This window comes from Pseudomonas sp. B707, assembly GCF_022496685.1.
Lineage (GTDB): Bacteria > Pseudomonadota > Gammaproteobacteria > Pseudomonadales > Pseudomonadaceae > Aquipseudomonas > Aquipseudomonas paraglycinae.
The window spans coordinates 359573-378746 of record NZ_WTVE01000025.1 but is presented as its reverse complement, the minus strand read 5'-3'; the positions used below and the strand labels follow the sequence as shown (position 1 = coordinate 378746).

Below are 19174 nucleotides of genomic sequence, written 5' to 3'. Positions count from 1 at the left end.
ACGCTCAGCGATAAACCGGGAAGTCAGCGCACAGGGCCGAAACCTGCTGGGCGACGTTGGCCTCGACATCGGCATCGCCGAGGTTGTCGAGGATGTCGCAGATCCAGCCGGCCAGCGTCACGCACTGGGTCACCTTAAAGCCGCGGGTGGTCACCGCCGGGGTGCCGATGCGCAGGCCGGAGGTGACGAACGGCGACTGCGGGTCGTTCGGTACGGCGTTCTTGTTGACGGTGATGTGCGCGCGACCGAGGGCGGCGTCGGCGTCCTTACCGGTGAGGCCCTGACGGATCAGGCTGACCAGGAACAGGTGGTTGTCGGTGCCGCCGGACACTACATCGTAGCCACGTTTGATAAATACGCTCGCCATCGCCTGGGCGTTGTCGATCACTTGTTGCTGATAGGCCTTGAAGCCAGGCTCCAGTGCTTCCTTGAAGCACACGGCCTTGCCGGCGATGACGTGCATCAGCGGGCCGCCCTGGGCGCCGGGGAATACCGCCGCGTTGAGCTTCTTCTCGATTTCTTCGTTGGCCTTGGCCAGGATCAGCCCGCCACGCGGACCGCGCAGGGTCTTGTGAGTGGTGGTGGTGACCACGTCGGCGTACGGCAGCGGGTTCGGGTACAGACCGGCAGCCACCAGACCGGCGACGTGAGCCATGTCGACGAACAGCAGCGCACCGACCTTGTCGGCGATCTGACGGAAGCGCGGGAAGTCGAGGGTTTTCGAGTAGGCCGAGAAACCGGCGACGATCATTTTCGGTTTGCACTCGACGGCCAGACGCTCGACTTCGTCGTAATCGATCAGGCCGGTCTTGGTATCGATGCCGTACTGCACGGCGTTGTACAGCTTGCCCGAGGACGACACCTTGGCGCCGTGGGTCAGGTGACCGCCGTGGGCCAGGCTCATGCCGAGGATGGTGTCGCCTGCTTGCAGCAGGGCCAGGTACACGGCGCTGTTGGCCGAGGAACCGGAGTGCGGCTGGACGTTGGCGTAATCGGCGCCGAACAGCTGCTTGGCGCGTTCGATGGCCAGGGCTTCGACCTTGTCGACGTGCTCGCAGCCACCGTAGTAGCGCTTGCCCGGATAGCCTTCGGCGTATTTGTTGGTCAGGCCGCTGCCTTGCGCTTCCATCACGCGTTTGCTGGTGTAGTTCTCCGACGCGATCAGCTCGATGTGATCTTCCTGACGTTGCTCCTCGGCATTCATCGCCGCCAGCAGTGCATCGTCGTAACCCTGGATCTGGTCTTGCTTGCTGAACATCGCGTCTCTCCCAGCGGCATCTGTGCGCCATTCGTCTCGGTAAGGCACGGCGTTCAGCCAATGCCCTTTGATGCGATGGTATGGCCGGCGCAGGGAGGTCAAATGCCTACGGACGCCACGCAAAGGTGCGTTTACGACATGGCGGCGGCGACGGACTCAAACAAGCAGCTGGCGCAAGGCCAGAAGAACCACGAAATGCGCGGGATAGAGCGCATACGCCCAGCGCCGCATGGGTGGCGCGCGAAGGTAAGTGGCGTGTCGCAACAGGAACATTCCGAGCAGTGGCGCCATGAGGCAGGTCGCAATCCCGAGGATGGCGACCTGGTTGCCGAACTGCGCGGATTCGTAGAGCACCCGCCATTGATTCGCCGCCAGACACAGCAGGCCCGGCAGCAGGCTGAAAAACCAGGGTTTGCGAAACACCAGCAACATCGCCAGCGGCAGCAAGACGCCGAACAGACCGAACATCAGTCGCTCCGGAAACAACGCGGCCACCAGCAAAGCACTGACGCCGAGCAGTCGCGAAATCAGCGCTGGATCCTGCCAGCCCCGCGCCACCAGCAAGCCCAGCGCCAGCGTGGGCATCACGTTCAAGGTGTCGGGCTCGGGAATGTACAAGCGGTAGGGAATCTCGCTGAGCAGGCTGAACAGCAGCAACCAGCCCAGATAACGCCATTCGGTCTTGCGCGCGCCGTCACGGGCCAGGTTCGCCGCCATCGCCAGACAGAACCACGGGAATGCCAGCCGTCCCGGCCCATACAGCCAATCGGCGCTGATCCCGACATATCGCAAGTGATCGAGCAGCATGCTCAGCAGCGCCAGCCACTTGAGCAGATCGAGTGCGCCGTCGCGCCGGCTCAGGTGCATAATCGGCTCGCATCCTTGTAAAGTTCTGACAGCGACATCCCGTGTGCTCCCCGGATGATCTTCGGTACAGTGCGCACCATCATTGACCCCACGAAGCGCCACAAGCGCCTCGATCACGGAAGCCGGCCATGACCGACAAGAGCCAACAATTCGCCAGCGACAACTACTCCGGTATCTGCCCCGAAGCCTGGGCTGCCATGGAACAGGCCAACCACGGCCACCAGCGCGCCTATGGCGACGATGAGTGGACAGCACGCGCCTCCGATTATTTCCGCAAGCTGTTCGAGACCGACTGCGAAGTGTTCTTCGCCTTCAACGGCACCGCCGCCAACTCCCTCGCGCTGTCGTCGCTGTGCCAGAGTTACCACAGCGTGATCTGCTCGGAAACCGCCCACGTCGAAACCGACGAATGCGGCGCTCCGGAATTCTTCTCCAACGGTTCGAAACTGCTGATCGCCGGTACTGAAAACGGCAAGATCACCCCGGCCTCGATCCGCGAAGTCGCGCTCAAGCGCCAGGATATCCATTACCCGAAACCGCGCGTCGTGACCCTGACCCAGGCCACCGAAGTCGGCAGCGTCTATACCCCGGAAGAAGTCCGCGCCATCAGCGACACCTGCAAGGAACTGGGCCTGAACCTGCACATGGACGGCGCGCGTTTCTCCAACGCCTGCGCATTCCTCGGCTGCTCGCCGGCGGACCTGACCTGGAAGGCCGGCGTCGACGTGCTGTGCTTCGGCGGCACGAAGAACGGCATGGCGGTGGGTGAGGCGATCCTGTTCTTCAACCACAAACTGGCCGAAGACTTCGATTACCGCTGCAAACAGGCCGGGCAACTGGCCTCGAAAATGCGCTTCCTGTCGGCGCCGTGGGTCGGCATCCTGGAAAACGACGCCTGGCTCAAATACGCCCGCCACGCCAACCACTGCGCGCAACTGCTGGCCGAACTGGTCAGCGACATCCCGGGCGTGGAACTGATGTTCCCGGTCCAGGCCAACGGCGTGTTCCTGCAACTCTCGGAACCGGCCATCGCCGCCCTCACCGCGCGCGGCTGGCGCTTTTACACCTTCATCGGCAAGGGCGGCGCACGCTTCATGTGCTCGTGGGACACCGAAGAAGAACGCGTACGCGAACTGGCGCGCGACATCCGCGAAGTCATGTCGGCCTGATTTATCCCCTCCTCCTGATCGTTCCCACGCTCTGCGTGGGAATGCCTCCCGGGACGCTCCGCGTTCCTGCCTCACCACCGATGCAACGCCTGCCACCGTCATGACGCGGAGCGTCGAGGGCTGCATTCCCACGCAGAGCGTGGGAACGATCTCAACTAAAAGCTACAAATGACTTTTCCCACCGCCGCTACAGACTTCGCCTCTAGCGCGATCACTCCGGCCACCTCACTCTGATCGTTCCCACGTCGAGGCGTCGAACCGTCTGCGTCGGAGTGCATCCGGGGACGCTCCGCGTTCCTCTCAACAGCACCGCAAGATTCAAGGATGAATCCCATGGGCCGAAGCCGCTACACCATCACCGAACCTGAAAAGCCTCACTTCCTGACCTGCACGCTGGTGGAGTGGCTGCCACTGTTCGTCCGCCCTTACCTCGTCGACCACCTGCTCAACTGTTGGCGCTATCAACAAACCCACCAGCAACTGAAGCTCTACGGCTACGTGATCCTGGAAAACCACCTGCACTTCGTCGCCCAGGCGCCTGATCTGAGCAAATGCCTGGGCCAGTTCAAATCCTTCACTGCCCGACAGATCATTGATGACCTTCAAAGCAAGGGTGCCGAAAGGGCACTTAGGCGCCTTCGCTTCAGTAAACGGGCACACAAGGAAGATCGGGTGTATCAGATGTGGCAGGAAGGCGCTCACGCAGAGATGGTTTACAGCGAAGAAGTCATGCGCCAGAAACTCGATTACATCCATAACAACCCGGTAAAGCGTGGTTATGTGGAGTTGCCGGAGCACTGGCGGTATTCGAGTGCCCGAAACTATGCAGGGCTGGACGGGTTGATCGAGGTTCAGCGTTGGTACTGAGCCCCCGATATCCCCTATCAAATCGTTCCCACGCTCTGCGTGGGAACGCATACCGGGACGCTCCGCGTTCCTGCCGCACCGCCGATGCAACGCCAGGCACCGTCATGATGCGGAGCGTCAAGGGCTGCATTCCCACGCGGAGCGTGGGAACGATCTGAGGCTCCGCTACCTTCCCTGCTTGGTCTACATTGTCTGTCGAGCCATCGCTCACATAACAATAAGCAGGAGCTTGCGCATGTCGCTTAAAGGCAAAACCTTGTTCATCACTGGCGCCAGCCGTGGCATCGGGCGCGAGATTGCGCTGCGGGCTGCACAGGACGGGGCCAATATCGTGATCGCGGCCAAGAGCGCCGAGCCGCACGCCAAGTTGCCCGGCACCATCCACAGCGTCGCCGCGGAAGTCGAAGCGGCCGGCGGCAAGGCCCTGGCGCTGCAACTGGATGTGCGGGATGAGGAGGCGGTGCGACAGGCGCTGGCCCAGGCCAATCAACATTTTAGCGGGATCGATGCGCTGGTGAACAACGCCGGGGCGATCAAGTTGACCGGTGTGCAGCACATCGAACTCAAGCGTTTCGACCTGATGCATCAGATCAACACCCGCGCGGTGTTGCTGTGCAGCCAGGCCGCACTGCCCTATCTGAAGAAGTCCTCCGGGCACATTCTCAACCTGTCACCGCCGCTGAATCTGGCCAGCAAATGGTTCGCGCAATACAGCCCCTACACCGTGACCAAATACGGCATGAGCATGCTGACGGTCGGGATGAGCGAGGAGTTTGCCAACTACGGGATCAGCGTCAATTCGCTGTGGCCGCAGACCATGATTGCCACGGCGGCCATCGAGTTTCAGCTGGGCAATCGGGAGTCGTTCAAGCATGCGCGCACGCCAGCGATCATGGCGGATGCGGCGCATGTGATTCTGAGCAGCAGCGGGCGGCGGATTACCGGGCGGTTGTTGATTGATGAAGAGATCTTGCGCGAAAGCGGCGTGAGCGAATTCGACCACTATCGGTTTGAGCCGAAGAGTGACACGAAGTTGATGACGGATCTGTTTATCGACTGAGCATTTTCAGAATCGACCTACACCAGGACCTACATAAACCAAACAGGCTTCGCCATAGACTGCCTGCTCCTTTTTCGAGGAGTGCTGACTATGGCGAACCCTGCCTACATGACCATTACCGGCAAGACTCAAGGCCTTATTTCAGCCGGGTGTTCGACCCCGGAATCGGTCGGCAACAAATACCAGAAAGCCCATACCGATGAAATCATGGTGTTCGCCTTGAGCCATGAAATGCGCCGCGACAACAACCTCGGCAAAGCCGTCCACCAACCGGTCATCATCACTAAAGCGGTCGACAAATCCTCCCCCTTGCTGGCCCAGGCGCATTCGAACAGCGAAGAACTCGAATGCACGATCAGCCTTTACCGAACCTCGCCTCAAGGTCAGCAGGAGAAGTTTTATTCAATTTCCCTCGATGGGGCCGTTCTGGCTGAACTCTCGCAGGAAGTGCCCCACGTCATTCTGCAAAACGACGCTCAACCTCAAGAACAACTGGCCATTCGTTACCGCGGCATCAGTTGGGTACACCACATTGCGGGCACCACCGGCCATACCTCGTGGGGCAGCCAGGATTGAACCCTCGACCACATGATCCCTGCGGCGTTGAGGATGCCGCCGGCAACTTGCTCGGCAAGGCGCTGACCGCCAGTGCTCGCCATCTGGCGTTCGGCATCGCGCGGGTGCAGTTCAATCAACAAGTCGCATATTTCGCCAAGCACATCACCGATGAGGTTGCCGCCGGACGCCTGACTCCGGAGCAGGGAATCCTTGCGCTTGTGCAGGAACAACACAACCTGCTGAACCAGTCTCGGATCCTGCAGCAAAACAGGCACGGAGCGATCACCGGCACGGCCAAGGCACGACGCTTGTCGATGCTCCCACAGCCTGCAGCAACTCCCGATCCGGAACGTCTGCTGCGGGCCGCTCACCAGCAGAACCTGAAAGTGACACGCCCGAACTCAGCCCCGCCCTCCTCTCCGCGTCCGGTCAACGACTTGCGAATGGTTCCCCGCGAGCATTGGCCGCAGGAGCTGCCGGCGCCCGAAGAGCCGGGGTTCTACATCGTGCCGAAAAGCGTGTCCGCCGAGAAACTTCAGGCGCAGCTGTTTGCGTCGCCAAACCCGAGTGTCATCGCTAAATTCAAAAGCCTGAATCCACTGGAGGACGTGGTGAAGGCCGGATCGATGATTGTTCTGAGTGATCCAGACAATCAGCAATGCACTTATGAAGAATCACTGCTGATGGAAACCGCGCACATCGTCAGCATGGCGCTGGCGCCGTTGACGGTGGAAGAGGCGGACTTTTTTGCCCAGCACTATGAGGTCATCAGAAGGACGCTTTCAGATGGGTCAAAAGTTATTGGGGTTGGTACTGCCATGGCGGCTAATCATCTGGATGGCATAAAAGCCGCTTTGAAAGACATTGAGGCATTGCATATCAGCACTATCGAGACCAATGGCAGCCTGAACTCAAAAGCATTCAAAAAGCGGCGCGCCGAATTACTTCAACGGCTGGACGGACAGCTAACCGGATTGACGAAGAAAGTCATTGGCCTCCCTGATCACCCAAACCTCAAGATCGCTCTAGGAATCGAGCATCCGCACCTGGTGCACCGCTGGAGGAAGGCTGGCGGCATCGGCCAGCCGCCCGGGTACGCCACTCACATTCAAGGCGTGGTGAAAGCCTCGCAATACGTAAAATATGGCGGATGGATTGGTACGGCCGTGGCTGGCGGAGCCTCGGCAATGAAGGTTCAGGATGTCTGTACGAACGAGAACGCCGAGGAGTGCGAAAAGATTAAATTCACCGAAACCGGAAGTTTTCTGGGTGGAGCTGTCGGTTCTGCTGTAGGTGCAAGCACGGCCTCCACCATTTGCGTAGCACTCGGGGTATCCAGTGCAGGAATCGGTGGGGCACTGTGCGGGATCGTGGTTGCGGGAGCCGGATCCTTTACGGTCGGCTATATGGGCGAAAAAGGCGGCGAAATCGCCGGTGAATTGATTTACGAGAAAACCCGATGAGTTATGAAACTGCAAGAGATGCCTTTATCATTCTAAACATCATAAACGTCGCCGCACTCATAATAATCAACTGCATCGTTTTATATATCGCAAAAACAAAAATAGAACTAATAATGAACAGCCTTCAAAACAGTTCGATCGCCGGAGGCCTTATGATGCTATGGCATGGAGGCGTGCGGGGGCGGATCTACATGATGGGGGAAATTTTTAGCTTCCTGAAACGTCCAGAAATCTACCTTTACCAAGGGAAACTGAGCGCAAAAGATATTAAAAATTTTCCGCCAGACTTCAAACGCACGCTACTTACACTATATAAATATCAGAGAATTTCCGGCTTAACTTTTTTGCTCTTTGGACTTCTCGCCGCATTAGAAATTATTTAAAAACAGCAACTAATGACTTCATACGATCTCCCCTACGAGAGATCGCCCCCAAGCCTGCAAACTGAATTCAATATTCGATCCGAACATCCCCCTTCGGCACACTGCAGCAAGAAAGAATGTACCCCTCCGCCTCGTCGTCCTCGGTGATCCCGCCGTTGTGATCCATCTCCACCTCGCCGCCCAGCTTGAGTACCTTGCACGTCCCGCAGATCCCCATGCCGCAGGCTTTCGGGATCATCAGGCCGACCTTCGCAGCCGCCGCATGCACGGTCTCGCCCGGGGCCACACGGATGCTCTTGTCCGAAGAGGTGAATTCCACCAGGTGCAGATCCGCCGCCGGCACTTCCGGTGCTTCCGCCGCCTGTTCCGCCTGCTCCACCGCATCGGCGCGGGCTTCCGGTGGCGTGGCGCCGAAGGATTCCTCGTGATAGCGCTTCATGTCGTAGCCGGCGTTTTCCAGCAGGCGTTTGACCGCCGTCATGTACGGCGTCGGGCCGCAGCAGAAGACTTCGCGCTCGAGGAAGTCCGGCACCATCAGTTCCAGCATCTTGTGGTTGAGGTAGCCGCGATAGCCGGCCCACGGCTCGCCCAGCCCATGCTTTTCGCAGATCAGGTGCAGGCTGAAGTTGTCGATCCGCGACGCCATGTGTTCCAGCTCGCGGTGGTAAATGATGTCTTTCGGTGAGCGAGCGCTGTGAATGAACGTCATGTCGACGTTGCCGTTGGTGTCGTAGAACCAGCGCGCCATGGACATCACTGGTGTGATGCCGACACCACCGCTCAGGTACAGCACTTTCGGGCTCGGGAAATCGATGGCGTTGAACAGCCCGACCGGGCCGTGTACCGCCAGCTCCTGGCCTTCATGCAGCGTGTCGTGTAGCCAGTTGGACACCTTGCCCCCCGGCACGCGCTTGATGGTCACCGAAAAGCTGTACGGCACCGACGGCGAGCTGGAGATGGTGTACGAACGCATGATCGGCTGGCCTTCGATTTCCAGCTCCAGGGTCACGAACTGTCCGGGCTTGAAGAAGAACAGGATCGGCTGGTCGGCCATGAAACAGAAGGTGCGCACATCCCAGGTTTCCTGGATGACTTTGACGCAACGGACGATGTGTCGGCCATTGGCCCAGGTCTGGGTGGTGACCGGATTCAGGAAGCTGTTCGACATGCTGTTCTCCACGGCCGACTGTCGGCCTTCATGTGGCGATTCTGCGTATAGCGCGAACGCCCCGTTTACCTATCCGCGACATTCACATACTTATCGCGACCAGCCCCCAACCACCGGGGGTTGCGCGTCGGGAACAGATTGCACCATGTCGCCCATGGATAAGGTTCCGGGCAGCGGCGGCCCCACACTCGCCCCAACACAAACAGATTCTTTACACCTTGCGTAGCACCCCTTAGCCGCACACCCGATCAGCCACTTTCGCGGCCACGCAGATGGCCTTGAGGATTACATCGATGGACACCGCAAAAATCAGCCTGGGCGACCCGCTGGAACCCGCACGCAAGGCCACCGCACAAATGCTCCAGGAACGCGAGCGCACCTATTCCCTGCCGCAACCGTTCTACAGCGACGAGCGGCTGTTCGATATCGACATGCAGGAGATCTTCCAGAAAGAGTGGTTGATCGCCGGCATGACCTGCGAAATCCCGGCCAAGGGCAACTACATCACCCTGCAGATCGGCAAGAACCCGATCATCGTGATTCGCGGCGCCGAAGGCGTGGTGCACGCGTTCCACAACGTCTGCCGCCACCGAGGCTCGCGCCTGTGCACCAGCGACAAGGGCAAGGTCGCCAAACTGGTCTGCCACTATCACCAGTGGACGTATGAGCTGGACGGTCGCCTGCTGTTCGCCGGCACCGAAATGGGCGCCGACTTCGACATGAAGCAGTACGGCCTCAAACCGGTGAACGTGAAGACTGCCGGCGGCTACATCTTCATCAGCCTGGCGGAGAACCCGCCGGCCATCGATGACTTCCTGTCGACCCTGAACCACTACATGGAACCGTACGACATGGAGAACACCAAGGTGGCGATTACCACCACCTTGATGGAAAAGGCCAACTGGAAACTGGTGCTGGAAAACAACCGCGAGTGCTACCACTGCAGCGGCTCTCACCCGGAACTGTTGAAAACCCTGCTGGAATGGGACGACGTCACCGACCCGCGTGCCGATCAGGCGTTCAAGGATCACGTCGCCGCCTCCGCCGCTGCCTGGGAAGCCGAGAAGATCCCTTACGCCCACGCCAGTTTCGGCCTGCGCAACCGCATCGTGCGCATGCCGCTGCTCAAGGGCACCGTGTCGATGACCATGGACGGCAAACAGGGCTGCGCCAAACTGATGGGCCGGATCAAGAACCCGGACCTGGGCTCGATGCGCATCCTGCACTTGCCGCACTCGTGGAACCACTGCATGGGCGACCACATCATCGTATTCACCGTGTGGCCGATCAGCGCTCAGGAAACCATGGTCACTACCAAATGGCTGGTGCACAAGGATGCGGTCGAAGGCGTGGATTACGACGTCGAACGCATGCGCAAGGTGTGGGACGCGACCAACGATCAGGACCGTCGTCTGGCCGAAGAGAACCAGCGCGGGATCAACTCCACCGCGTACCAGCCGGGTCCGTACTCCAAGACTTATGAGTTCGGCGTGGTCAACTTCGTGGACTGGTACAGCGAGCGGATGCTGAGCAACCTCGGCGCCGAGCCTGCACCGTACCTCAAAGGCGTGCCGGTCCAAGGCTGATTGCATCTGACCGATCGTTCCCACGCTCTGCGTGGGAACGATCATGGCGTCCTTATAGCAACCGCATCATTGCGATGACCACCTTACCGAGCCATCCTCCCCGATAAACTCCTCGAAAATCTCCTCCCCCACCAACCTGATCTTCGCGTACCCATTCAACACCCGCAGCGGATAGTCCGGATCGTTGGCATCCTGCGTCTCCGAAAACAGCACCCGCGAATGCCCGTTCAGTTCGCTGGTGGTGCCATAGGGAATCGCTCCATGCCCGGCACAGCGCGCATGCAGCCCACCCTGCGGCGCATAGACGATGCCATTGTGCAGATGCCCCCAATACCAGTAATCCGGCTCACGCCCCAGCGCATCGCACACCGGTTGATACAGCGCGGTCTTGTTGTGCCCGGTGATGTCGAAACCCTGATGGTGGCTGAGCACCATGAGTTTCTTGCGTTTGGGCAGACCTTTCATCCACTCGATCTGCGGCTTGTTCAGGGTGCCATCCATGTACAGGTTCATGACGTCAGAGGCGTACGCCGTGTCCAGTCCGACAATCAGCCAGTCGTCGTTGATCAGGGCGAAGTAGCTGGTGCCCTGCTGCCCCGGAAAACGCGCGGCCAGTTCCTTGAAATAACCATGGGCGCCGCTGTACATCTCGTGATTGGAGTTGAGGGTGAACGAACCGTGGGTGCCCATCGGCCAGCCGGCCATGTCGGTGTCTTCCTGGGAGTGGGTGCCGGCGTAATAGACATCCCCCAGGTGAATGGTGAAATCGGCATTGGCCAGTTGCATCTGGTTGGCCACCGACACCGCCGGCGCATGGCTGTTGAAAGGCCCGGTGCCCCAGTCGCCGGCAATTGCCAGCGTCACTTCGCGATCCATTGTCACCAGCGCCGGATCGGTGCCGAAGGTCGCGTGATGGCGCAGGTTTTCGATCCACTTGAGCAGCGCCTCGCTCCACAGCAGATCCAGCAGCTCCCATTTGCGACACCCCAGCAGCGTGCCGTCCTTGAGTACCTTGGTTTGTAGTTGATCGGGCGATTGCGGCAGCGGCGTCGCGTTGCCGATACGCAGGATCGACAAACCGTGGGCCAACTCCCACGGCACGGCCGGCTCGTCGGTCGGCAACTCGCCGTGCTTGAGCACGTATTGCGCCTGATCGTGACCGCGCTGGAGCAACTTGATGATGGCTTGAAACTCCTGCGGCTCCAGCTCGCTGATGAGCTTCATCCAGGCCATTTCTATGCGCGTGAACAAACCGTGCAGGCGCAGCTTGACCTTGTCGTATTCGTGCTTCAGATGTCCGACCGCTGACATGGCGAAATCCTCTATCCGTAAGGGTTCACAGGGTTTTCATGAATTCGATCAGTGCACGCTTGTCGTCGTCCGACAGCGTCGTGCCGTACAGGTGACCGCTGTTGTGGTTGCCTTCCAGGCGCGTGTCGTAGGTGAAGTCCGCCGAGGCTTTGGCCTGGGCGCCACTGGTCACGAAGCCGACGTTGACCGGGTCGTAGACATCGGAACCGGTGATGAACACCTGCGGACGTTTTTCCGGCGGTTGCAGCAAGTCCCACAGGGTCGGCACCGAGCCGTTGTGCAGGTACGGCGCGCGCAGCCAGATGCCGTCGGTGGGCGTGTTGCTGTAGCTCTGGGTCTTGCGGTAGGCACCGAAATCGAACGGCGGTTTCTTGAAGGTGTGGAAGGCCGCCACCAGCCCGGTGGTGAACGAGTTCAGCCGGTGCGGATCGGTGCCGAGCTGGTCGATGTTGGTGGTGACCTGCCCGGTGTCGACGCGACCGAAATCGTGACAACCCGCGCAGTTAGCCTCCCACACCGGTTTGCCCTGAGCTACCTTGGCCTGATCCAGTGCCCACGGCCACGCCGGCGCCTTGTGCCCAAGCAGCCAGTTGGTCACCCGGTTGAAACTCGGCGGCAGCACCGATTCCGGCGTCGCGCCCACGGCCATCGCAGCCGCGTAGTTGCGCTCGTGGATCTTGTTGTTATTGCCGTCCCAGTGCAGGTACATCGATTCCCGGGGTTTCTGATTCCACACTTGCGGCAGGTCGACGGTGCCGATGGTCGAGTCATCCGGGAAGCCGAACACCACCATTTTCGTCGGGTTGAAGGTGTCGGTGCGCCCCGGTCCCTGTTGCGGGCGCAGTTTCTGCCAGGCGTAGGCCTGCTTCTGTTTGAGCAGCGCGGTCTTGGCCATCGGGATGATCAGGTAACGGTTGTAGATCTTCTCGAAGAAGCCCAGCTGGAATTTGCTGTTGATTGCCGCCATCACTGCGTCGGTGGTGAATTTCGGATCGCTGGCGCAATCGTAGGCGAACCACTGGAAGGCCTGCAGTTGCAGGGTGTTGGCCGGTGCACTCGGCACGTTGACTGCGACGTCGCTGGCATTCGCCCGGTAGGAGCCGGTGTGGCACAGCGCGCAGTTCGGCTCGACGGTCGGGTAGCCGATCTGCCGCTTGGCCATGCCGATCGGCAGGTCCTTGCCGTTCTCGAACAGGAAACCGAAGACTTCCCAGCCACCGGGTTTCGGCAGTTTTTCCGGGCACATCTGCGGCAGCACGGAGAACAGGTAATACGGAATTCGCGCTTCGATACCGAGACCGATGGCGGCGTATTTATAGTGATCTTCGTCGGAGGCGTAATCCTGCTCCGGCACCACGCGCAGCATCTGATACCAGGTCTGGTAACCGATGAACGCCAGCAGCGACACCACGACCAGCGTGCCGACCTTGAACGCGTGACTCTGCCACTGCCGCGCCCACGCTGCGCGCCATTCGCGCCAGCCGTCACAGAGCAGCGTCAGCGGTCGGTTTTCAGGGGTGGTGCCGAGGTACAGCAGGATGCCGAGGATCAGGAAGAAACTCAGGTCGCCCATCAGCATCGGCACGAACACCGAGCCCTGGCTGCTGGTGTTGATCAGGTAGATCCAGAACGCCACGGCGATCAGCCGCGTCAGCACGCACAGCCAGGAATGCACCACGTAGCGCGGCGCGTTGAAGCCCGAAGGCATGTAGAACACGCTGATGCCCACCAGCAGCATCCCGGCGTTTTCCAGCCACGGGTCGGAGAGTTGCGGCGGCAGGCCGACCACCGATGTCAGCAACCCCGGCGCGAACAGCGCCGGGATCGCGAACACCATGTTCATCGCAATGCCGAGCCAGATGAAGCGTTGAAACCAGCGGATGTAGCTGTCCATATCAGTTCCCCAGATCGTTCCCCCGTCGAAGCGTCGAACCGTCCGCGAGGGAATGCATCTCGTGACGCTCCGCGTCACAAAAGCGGACGCAGAGCGTCCATGGCGGCGTTCCCACGCAGAGCGTGGGAACGATCGACACGATCGGGGCTATCCGAGGGCTGTTTTCTCCAGGTGTTCAAGGATGATCGGATACACATCGACCACCGCGTTCTTGCCGAACATGCAATCGATATGGCCGTAACCCGGCACCACATGCCGGCTGTAACGCTCCGGCCCGTACTTCTCACAAACCCGCTGATAGGTCTTGAGCGTGCTCTCCGGCAAATAACACTGGTTGTCGGCGCCGCTGATGAAGCAGATCGGCATGGTCAGCCGATCAAAGTGCGGCATGTACACGTCGCGCCCTTTGAAATCCACCAAATGCCCTTTGCGCACGATCAGCGCCAGGTGCTCGAAGGTCTCGATGTTCGACTCGCCGAACAGCTCGTGCAGGTTGTCGTGCAGGGTTTCGTTGAGGGTGTCGTGGCGATACAGCGAGGCGTACATGAAGGTGATGCGGTGGCACACCGGGTTGGTGCAATAGCCCTGGGCTTCGATCCGCGCGTAGCCGTTGAGCGCCTTGTCGTAGAGCCGGTTGAACCAGTTCTCCTTGCTGTCGGCGTAGGCGGTCATGGATTTGATGCCGATCGCATCGAGCATCCCCGGCAAGTGCAGACCGGCCTTCAGCCCCGTTGCCGTTGCGACCACGGTATCGGCGGCAATCTGCGAGCAGACCACCGAACGCACGCCCTGCAAACCGGCGAGCAATGACATGAAGAACGTGGTCGCGCCGTAGCAATGCACCACGCACTGCACGTCCTTGGCCTGGGTTTCCTGCTGGATCTGTGCGATGGCGGCCTTGAAGTCGTACTGGGCGATCTGGTCGCCGTTCCATTCCTTCTTGCTTGCCGGCAGCAGGATGCTCACCCGGAAATCCAGCAGCCACACGTCGTAGTCGTGCTTGCAGAGAAACTCGAGCAGGTTGGTCTGGATCGTATCGGTGGAAAAGATGTTCGAGCCCACACCCAGACCATGCACCAGCATCACCGGGCCTTTGCTGCCCGCCTGATAACGGGTCAGGCGCAACTGCACGCCGTCTTCGGTGGAGAAGAAATGCACGGCTGGCGCCGGCGCATCCAGCGGCCGTTTCAGCCGTGGCGGCGCGTCGGGGTTGAAGTATTTGTCCCCGGCGAACACTCCGCCATAACTCTCCCAGAGAATCCCGGCGAAGAACTTGCCGAACCGCGCCAGCCCTTCGATGCGCTCACGCTCGTTGCGCGCATTGAGGACTTTCATGGTGGTCATCTGCTTGGCGAAATCGGTCGGTTTGATGTGCATCACCCCGGAGCCGATCACCTCACCCGTCTTGTCCGGCCCGCGATACAGCGTCACGTAGAGGGTGCTGGTGTCGTGCCAGATATTCAGCACGCCGTTGTCTTCCGGCACGGTCTTGAAGGCGCTGAAGAAATAGTCGTGGCCGTCCTCGGCGGTCAGCTTCATGTCGTACTTCATGTGGCGCGTGTCGACCTGCTGCTCGAACTGCTCGAACAGGTTGAACACACCGTTGCTGGCGGTCAGCGGTTCCGGCGACAGCGCCGGGGCGATCACCGTGCCGACGATGGTCGCGGCGTGTTCCGGCTCCTTGATCATGCGGTTGAGGTCGTTGGCGGTGATGGTCAGGGTGAAGTCGATCGGCGAGTTGTCCGCCTCGCCGCGTTTGGCGGCCGCCTCATAAACCTTCAGGTCGTTGCTTTGCGCGGCGGTGAAGGCGCGGGAGAAGTAGCCCTTCATGGTTTCGGTGAACTGCACGCCAAGGGTCGGCGGCGCGGTCTGTTTGCGCGGCGCCGACGGCAGCGTGTAGTCGATCGTCCAGCCACGATCGGCGGCCAGCAGGCCCATATTGCGCTCGCTCACGGCGGAGATGGTCAGCAGCGGATTGACTGCCAGTGAGGTCGGGATCACCGCGCCGTCGGTCACGTACAGGTTGGCGTAGACATCGGTGCCACTGGCGCCACTGAACACCTGGCCCTTGTGGTTGACCACGCCTTGCGCGGCGTCTTCGCCCATCACGCAACCGCCCAGCGGATGCACCGAGACGATGCTGTGCTTGAGCAGCTTGGTCCAGATCGGATTCTCGACCCAGATCCCGCCCAGGGCCTTGGTGCTCTGGTACAGCCGCTCGTTGCCGATCTTGAAGTTTTCCTGCTCGCCGACGCCCGGCCAGTCGATGCGCAGTTGATCCTTGCTGTCGAGGACCATGCGTCCCTGGCCGCTATCGTGGCTCATGATCAGGTAGGTCTGCAGGTTGTGCAGCGCGCCGTGATACGGGCCACGCAGGAAGCTTTCGGCTTCACGCTCCTTGTACTTCACTTTGCCGCTGAAGCTGTCGTCGGTGGGCTTGCCGATCATCTCGGCGAACCCGGCCATTGCCGGCACCATCGGCCGGCCAAGGGCGCCCGGGATCGAACCTTCCTCGATGACCATGCGACTGCTGCGGTCACCCTCGGTGCGCATGTCGATGATCGAGGTGATGCACGGGCCGACCGGTTGCATTTCCTTGGCCGAGTGCGCGCCGAAGCCGATGCCGTTGATGGTCTGCTCGCAGTTGTGACCGAAGCCGAGGATGTCGCCGTTGCCGCTCATGTTCTCGCCGAGCTGCCCGGACATCACCAGGCCTTTGTCCCGCGAGCGCAGCAAAATCTCGGTGGAACCGAGGGTGCCGGCAGAAACCACGACAATGTCGGCCTTCACGAACAAGGTCGGCGCGTCGAATTTCTCGCGGCCGCTGTCGAGGTACTGGAAGTGCACGATCCAGCCATTGCCGTCGCGCTCCAGATGCCGCACCTGGGCCTGGCAGAAAATCTCCGCACCGTGATTGGTGGCGTCCGGCAGGTAGTTCATCAGCGTGGTGTTCTTGGCCTTGTTGTTACAGCCCGAAACGCAGTCGCCGCAGTGGTTGCACGGCAGTTGCTCGACGCCGACGTGGTTGAGGTTGTTGGGCAGTTTGTCGAAGGTCACGTTGATCGGCGGCTTGTAGAAATGCGCGCCTTGCTTGAGGAAATCTGCGGATTTTTTGTTGGCATCAAGCTTCGGCAGGTTCGGCGAGGTGCTCGGGTAGGGATTGGGCTTGAGCATCTCCCGGGCCTTGGCGTAACCCTCCTTGAGCAAGCCGTCGTGGTCCTCACGTACCGCCAGTGGCCAGCGCGGATCCTGGAAAACATCGACGGTCGGCTCCAGGGAAACGTTGGCATTGATCAGCGACGTGCCACCGAGGCCGCAACCGACCACCACGTTCTGCTGCGCGTTGACGTGCAAGTCGAACAACCCGGTGCGCGAGCCGATGTGGCCGTCCGGATCGTGCACCTGCAATTCCTCGGTCGCGGCGATCATGGTGTTGGGGTATTCGCCGGGCTGGATCTCCCGACCGCGTTCCAGCAGACAGACCTTTTTACCGGCCCGGGACAGGCGCGACGCGGCAATGCCGCCGCCGTACCCGGAGCCGATGACGATCACGTCGTAGTGTTCCTTGATTTCGCTGATGGGCGTTGCGATCCGTGTCATGAGGTGGTTCCTCTCTCAGGCAGATGGGGCAACTCTGCGGTTGCCTGCAATCAATGGGCGAACGGGCACCTGGCCTCCGGGGAATCCCGACGGCAGTACAACGGTTTGGGCAGGAATCAGGCGCTACAGACGGGCGTGCTGATTGGCGGCACGACGCAACGTGCGCTTTCGCGGCGAAGCTGCCGGCCGAGCGCGGAGCGTGCAGGGACTGAGGGGTAAGCGGTGTGGCTGGGTATCCATCACGCGTTCTCCCTGAACCAGATGTGGATAAGTGAAGGCTGTCCTTGTGCCATTGCAGTGAAGACAGGCACCGGATCGAAGTCAAGGCAGCCTCTTAGAACTGTATGAAATCTGATCAATTGCCTTTTGGACTAAGCCCGCCGGGGGTTGCAGGGTTTGGCGAACAAGTTATCCACATAGACACCCACAGCTAATGGGGACAACTGTGGATGACCTGGAAAAATAATCGGGATTTTGTGAAGAAAATTCGTGACTTATCCAGAAGCAGGGTTTCCATTAGCGATTGGTTGTTTTTTGATCAAGTCGCTGCATGGCACGGATTACGTGGATTGCGGAGGATGGCGAACACCTTATCCACAGAAGCGCCAACAGAGTTCGGGGGTAACTTGTCGGGTGCTGTGGAAAAGCGCTGCAGGCGTTGATAAATAGGGGTTTGCGTGGGGATTGGCGGGTTAAAAGACTGAATTGAGCGTTTTTTGATCAGATCTTTGTAAGCCACGGTTTATATGGCTTGCAGCGTACAGCGAACATCTTATCCACAGAAGCGCCAACAGAGATTGGGGGCAAGTCTGAGAGTTGTTCTGGGGAAAAACTCAGAAAAAACCGCGAGTTAGGCTGGTTGTTTTTTGATCTGGGGGCTGAAGGGCTTGATTGGCGTGGGGTGTAGGGAGGGGCGAACACGTTATCCACAGATCCGCCAACAGAGATTGGGGGTAATTAGCAGATTGTGGAGGACCGCTGCCCTCACCCCAGCCCTCTCCCGAAGGGAGAGGGAGCCTACGGTGGTGATCTCGCGGGATACATCGACCTGAGCGTTTACCGCGGCCTCAGGCTTAATCAAGCTAACGCCATATCAAGTAGTTAATGCTTGGCGAACCAAGGTCACCGCTCTGGTCGCAGGTCGATGTAAATGGCCTATACACCTCGGTCAGTCCCCTCTCCCTCTGGGAGAGGGCTAGGGTGAGGGGGCTTCTAGCGGACAACCCCCTCTTCAATCAACAACTTCAAAATCGCTTCCGCCCCGGCCTCAGCAGTCACACCCTTGAGCACTTGCCCACCACCGCCGCTAGCCTTGGCCGTCGCCGCCTTCATCCGGTCCGCCCCGCTCTTGGCCTTGATCACCTTCAACCGTTTCGGTCGGGGCTTCGCCGGTTGCAGGGTCGCCACCGCCAGCAATTCGTCGTCCACCACTTCCACGTCCTCAGCCTGGAGAACGCCACGTCGCGCCGGGCCATAAGCACTTTGCCGAGGCTTGGGCGCAGAGTTATCCACAGTCGCCAGAAACGGCAGGCGCACCTTCAGCCGGCGCCGCTGCCCACGGGGCAACGCTTGCAGCACCAGTGCCGAACCGTCGTTGATCGACTCAACCTGAGCCACCCCCACCACCAGCGGCCAGCCCAGCCCTTCGGCCAGCAGGAACGGCAACATCCCCGAGCCCTCGCCGGTTTCCGCCTGGCTGCCGGTCAACACGACCTGTGCGCCAGCATCACGCAGATACTCGGTCAACGCCGGCAGCGCATCGGCGCCCGCCGGTTGTTCCAGCACATGCATCTGCGCAAGTCCCATGCCCAGATAGGCGCGCAGCGCCGGTTCCGCGATGTCGCCGGCGTGCAGCACTTGCAGGTTATCCCCCGCCAGTTGCAGGCCGAGCTCCACCGCGCGGGCGTCCTGATCGGCGCGGCGCGGACGGCCGGAAGTCGGGTGGGCGCCGATTGAAACCAGACTGATGATCTTTGTGCTCATAACCGTT

General features: G+C 60.2%; 14 protein-coding genes. 7 read left to right on the top strand and 7 right to left on the bottom strand.

Annotation, left to right across the window (positions count from 1 at the left end):
* Positions 1–4 precede the first annotated feature (4 nt).
* Both glyA and GQX66_RS14350 read right to left on the bottom strand, forming a co-directional pair.
* The gene (gene glyA, locus GQX66_RS14355; RefSeq protein WP_102685725.1) at positions 5–1258 is read right to left on the bottom strand and encodes a serine hydroxymethyltransferase; all 1254 of its coding nucleotides are present in this window, start codon (positions 1256–1258) and stop codon (positions 5–7) included.
* Between the two features lie 156 nt (positions 1259–1414).
* Positions 1415–2125, bottom strand: coding sequence for a TraX family protein (locus tag GQX66_RS14350; protein WP_240869788.1), 711 nt, complete (start codon positions 2123–2125; stop codon positions 1415–1417).
* Positions 2126–2253: 128 nt separating this feature from the next.
* Here GQX66_RS14350 and GQX66_RS14345 point away from each other — a divergent pair, with 128 nt between their 5' ends.
* From GQX66_RS14345 to GQX66_RS14320, 6 genes are all read left to right on the top strand, one after another.
* Positions 2254–3294, top strand: a complete 1041-nt coding sequence (locus GQX66_RS14345) for a low specificity L-threonine aldolase (protein WP_007959802.1) — start codon at positions 2254–2256, stop codon at positions 3292–3294.
* 333 nt (positions 3295–3627) lie between these two features.
* Positions 3628–4161, top strand: a complete 534-nt coding sequence (locus tag GQX66_RS14340) for a transposase (RefSeq protein ID WP_240869786.1) — start codon at positions 3628–3630, stop codon at positions 4159–4161.
* Between the two features lie 235 nt (positions 4162–4396).
* Positions 4397–5221, top strand: coding sequence for an NAD(P)-dependent oxidoreductase (locus GQX66_RS14335; RefSeq protein ID WP_240869784.1), 825 nt, complete (start codon positions 4397–4399; stop codon positions 5219–5221).
* A 90-nt stretch (positions 5222–5311) separates the two neighbouring features.
* The gene (locus GQX66_RS14330; RefSeq protein ID WP_011336278.1) at positions 5312–5797 is read left to right on the top strand and encodes an Hcp family type VI secretion system effector; all 486 of its coding nucleotides are present in this window, start codon (positions 5312–5314) and stop codon (positions 5795–5797) included.
* Between the two features lie 47 nt (positions 5798–5844).
* Complete coding sequence (locus GQX66_RS14325) at positions 5845–7242, top strand: hypothetical protein (RefSeq protein ID WP_240869782.1); 1398 nt, start codon at positions 5845–5847, stop codon at positions 7240–7242.
* On the top strand, positions 7239–7625 hold the full coding sequence (locus GQX66_RS14320) for a hypothetical protein (protein WP_085746636.1): 387 nt from the start codon (positions 7239–7241) through the stop codon (positions 7623–7625). Before GQX66_RS14325 ends, GQX66_RS14320 begins: the two co-directional genes overlap by 4 nt.
* Before the next feature lie 67 nt (positions 7626–7692).
* Here GQX66_RS14320 and gbcB read toward each other — a convergent pair whose 3' ends face one another.
* Positions 7693–8793, bottom strand: a complete 1101-nt coding sequence (gene gbcB, locus GQX66_RS14315; protein WP_011336281.1) for a glycine-betaine demethylase subunit GbcB — start codon at positions 8791–8793, stop codon at positions 7693–7695.
* Positions 8794–9086: 293 nt separating this feature from the next.
* Here gbcB and gbcA point away from each other — a divergent pair, with 293 nt between their 5' ends.
* A complete protein-coding gene (gbcA, locus tag GQX66_RS14310; protein WP_085746637.1) occupies positions 9087–10379 on the top strand; it encodes a glycine-betaine demethylase subunit GbcA in 1293 nt (430 codons plus the stop codon).
* Between the two features lie 66 nt (positions 10380–10445).
* On the opposite strand, the gene GQX66_RS14305 is transcribed toward gbcA, so the two are convergent.
* The 4 genes from GQX66_RS14305 to GQX66_RS14290 all read right to left on the bottom strand — a co-directional run bounded on the left by GQX66_RS14305 (position 10446) and on the right by GQX66_RS14290 (position 19167).
* Positions 10446–11690, bottom strand: coding sequence for a metallophosphoesterase (locus GQX66_RS14305; protein WP_240869781.1), 1245 nt, complete (start codon positions 11688–11690; stop codon positions 10446–10448).
* A 25-nt stretch (positions 11691–11715) separates the two neighbouring features.
* Entirely contained in the window at positions 11716–13584 is a 1869-nt protein-coding gene (locus GQX66_RS14300) for a hypothetical protein (protein ID WP_240869780.1), read from the bottom strand.
* Positions 13585–13731: 147 nt separating this feature from the next.
* Positions 13732–17184: a GMC oxidoreductase gene (locus tag GQX66_RS14295; protein ID WP_240869778.1), complete on the bottom strand. Its 3453-nt coding sequence runs from the start codon at positions 17182–17184 to the stop codon at positions 13732–13734.
* A gap of 1212 nt (positions 17185–18396) precedes the next feature.
* Positions 18397–19167 (bottom strand): electron transfer flavoprotein subunit beta, encoded by a 771-nt coding sequence (locus GQX66_RS14290; protein WP_240869777.1) that lies wholly within the window; start codon positions 19165–19167, stop codon positions 18397–18399.
* Between the last annotated feature and the right edge of the window lie 7 nt (positions 19168–19174).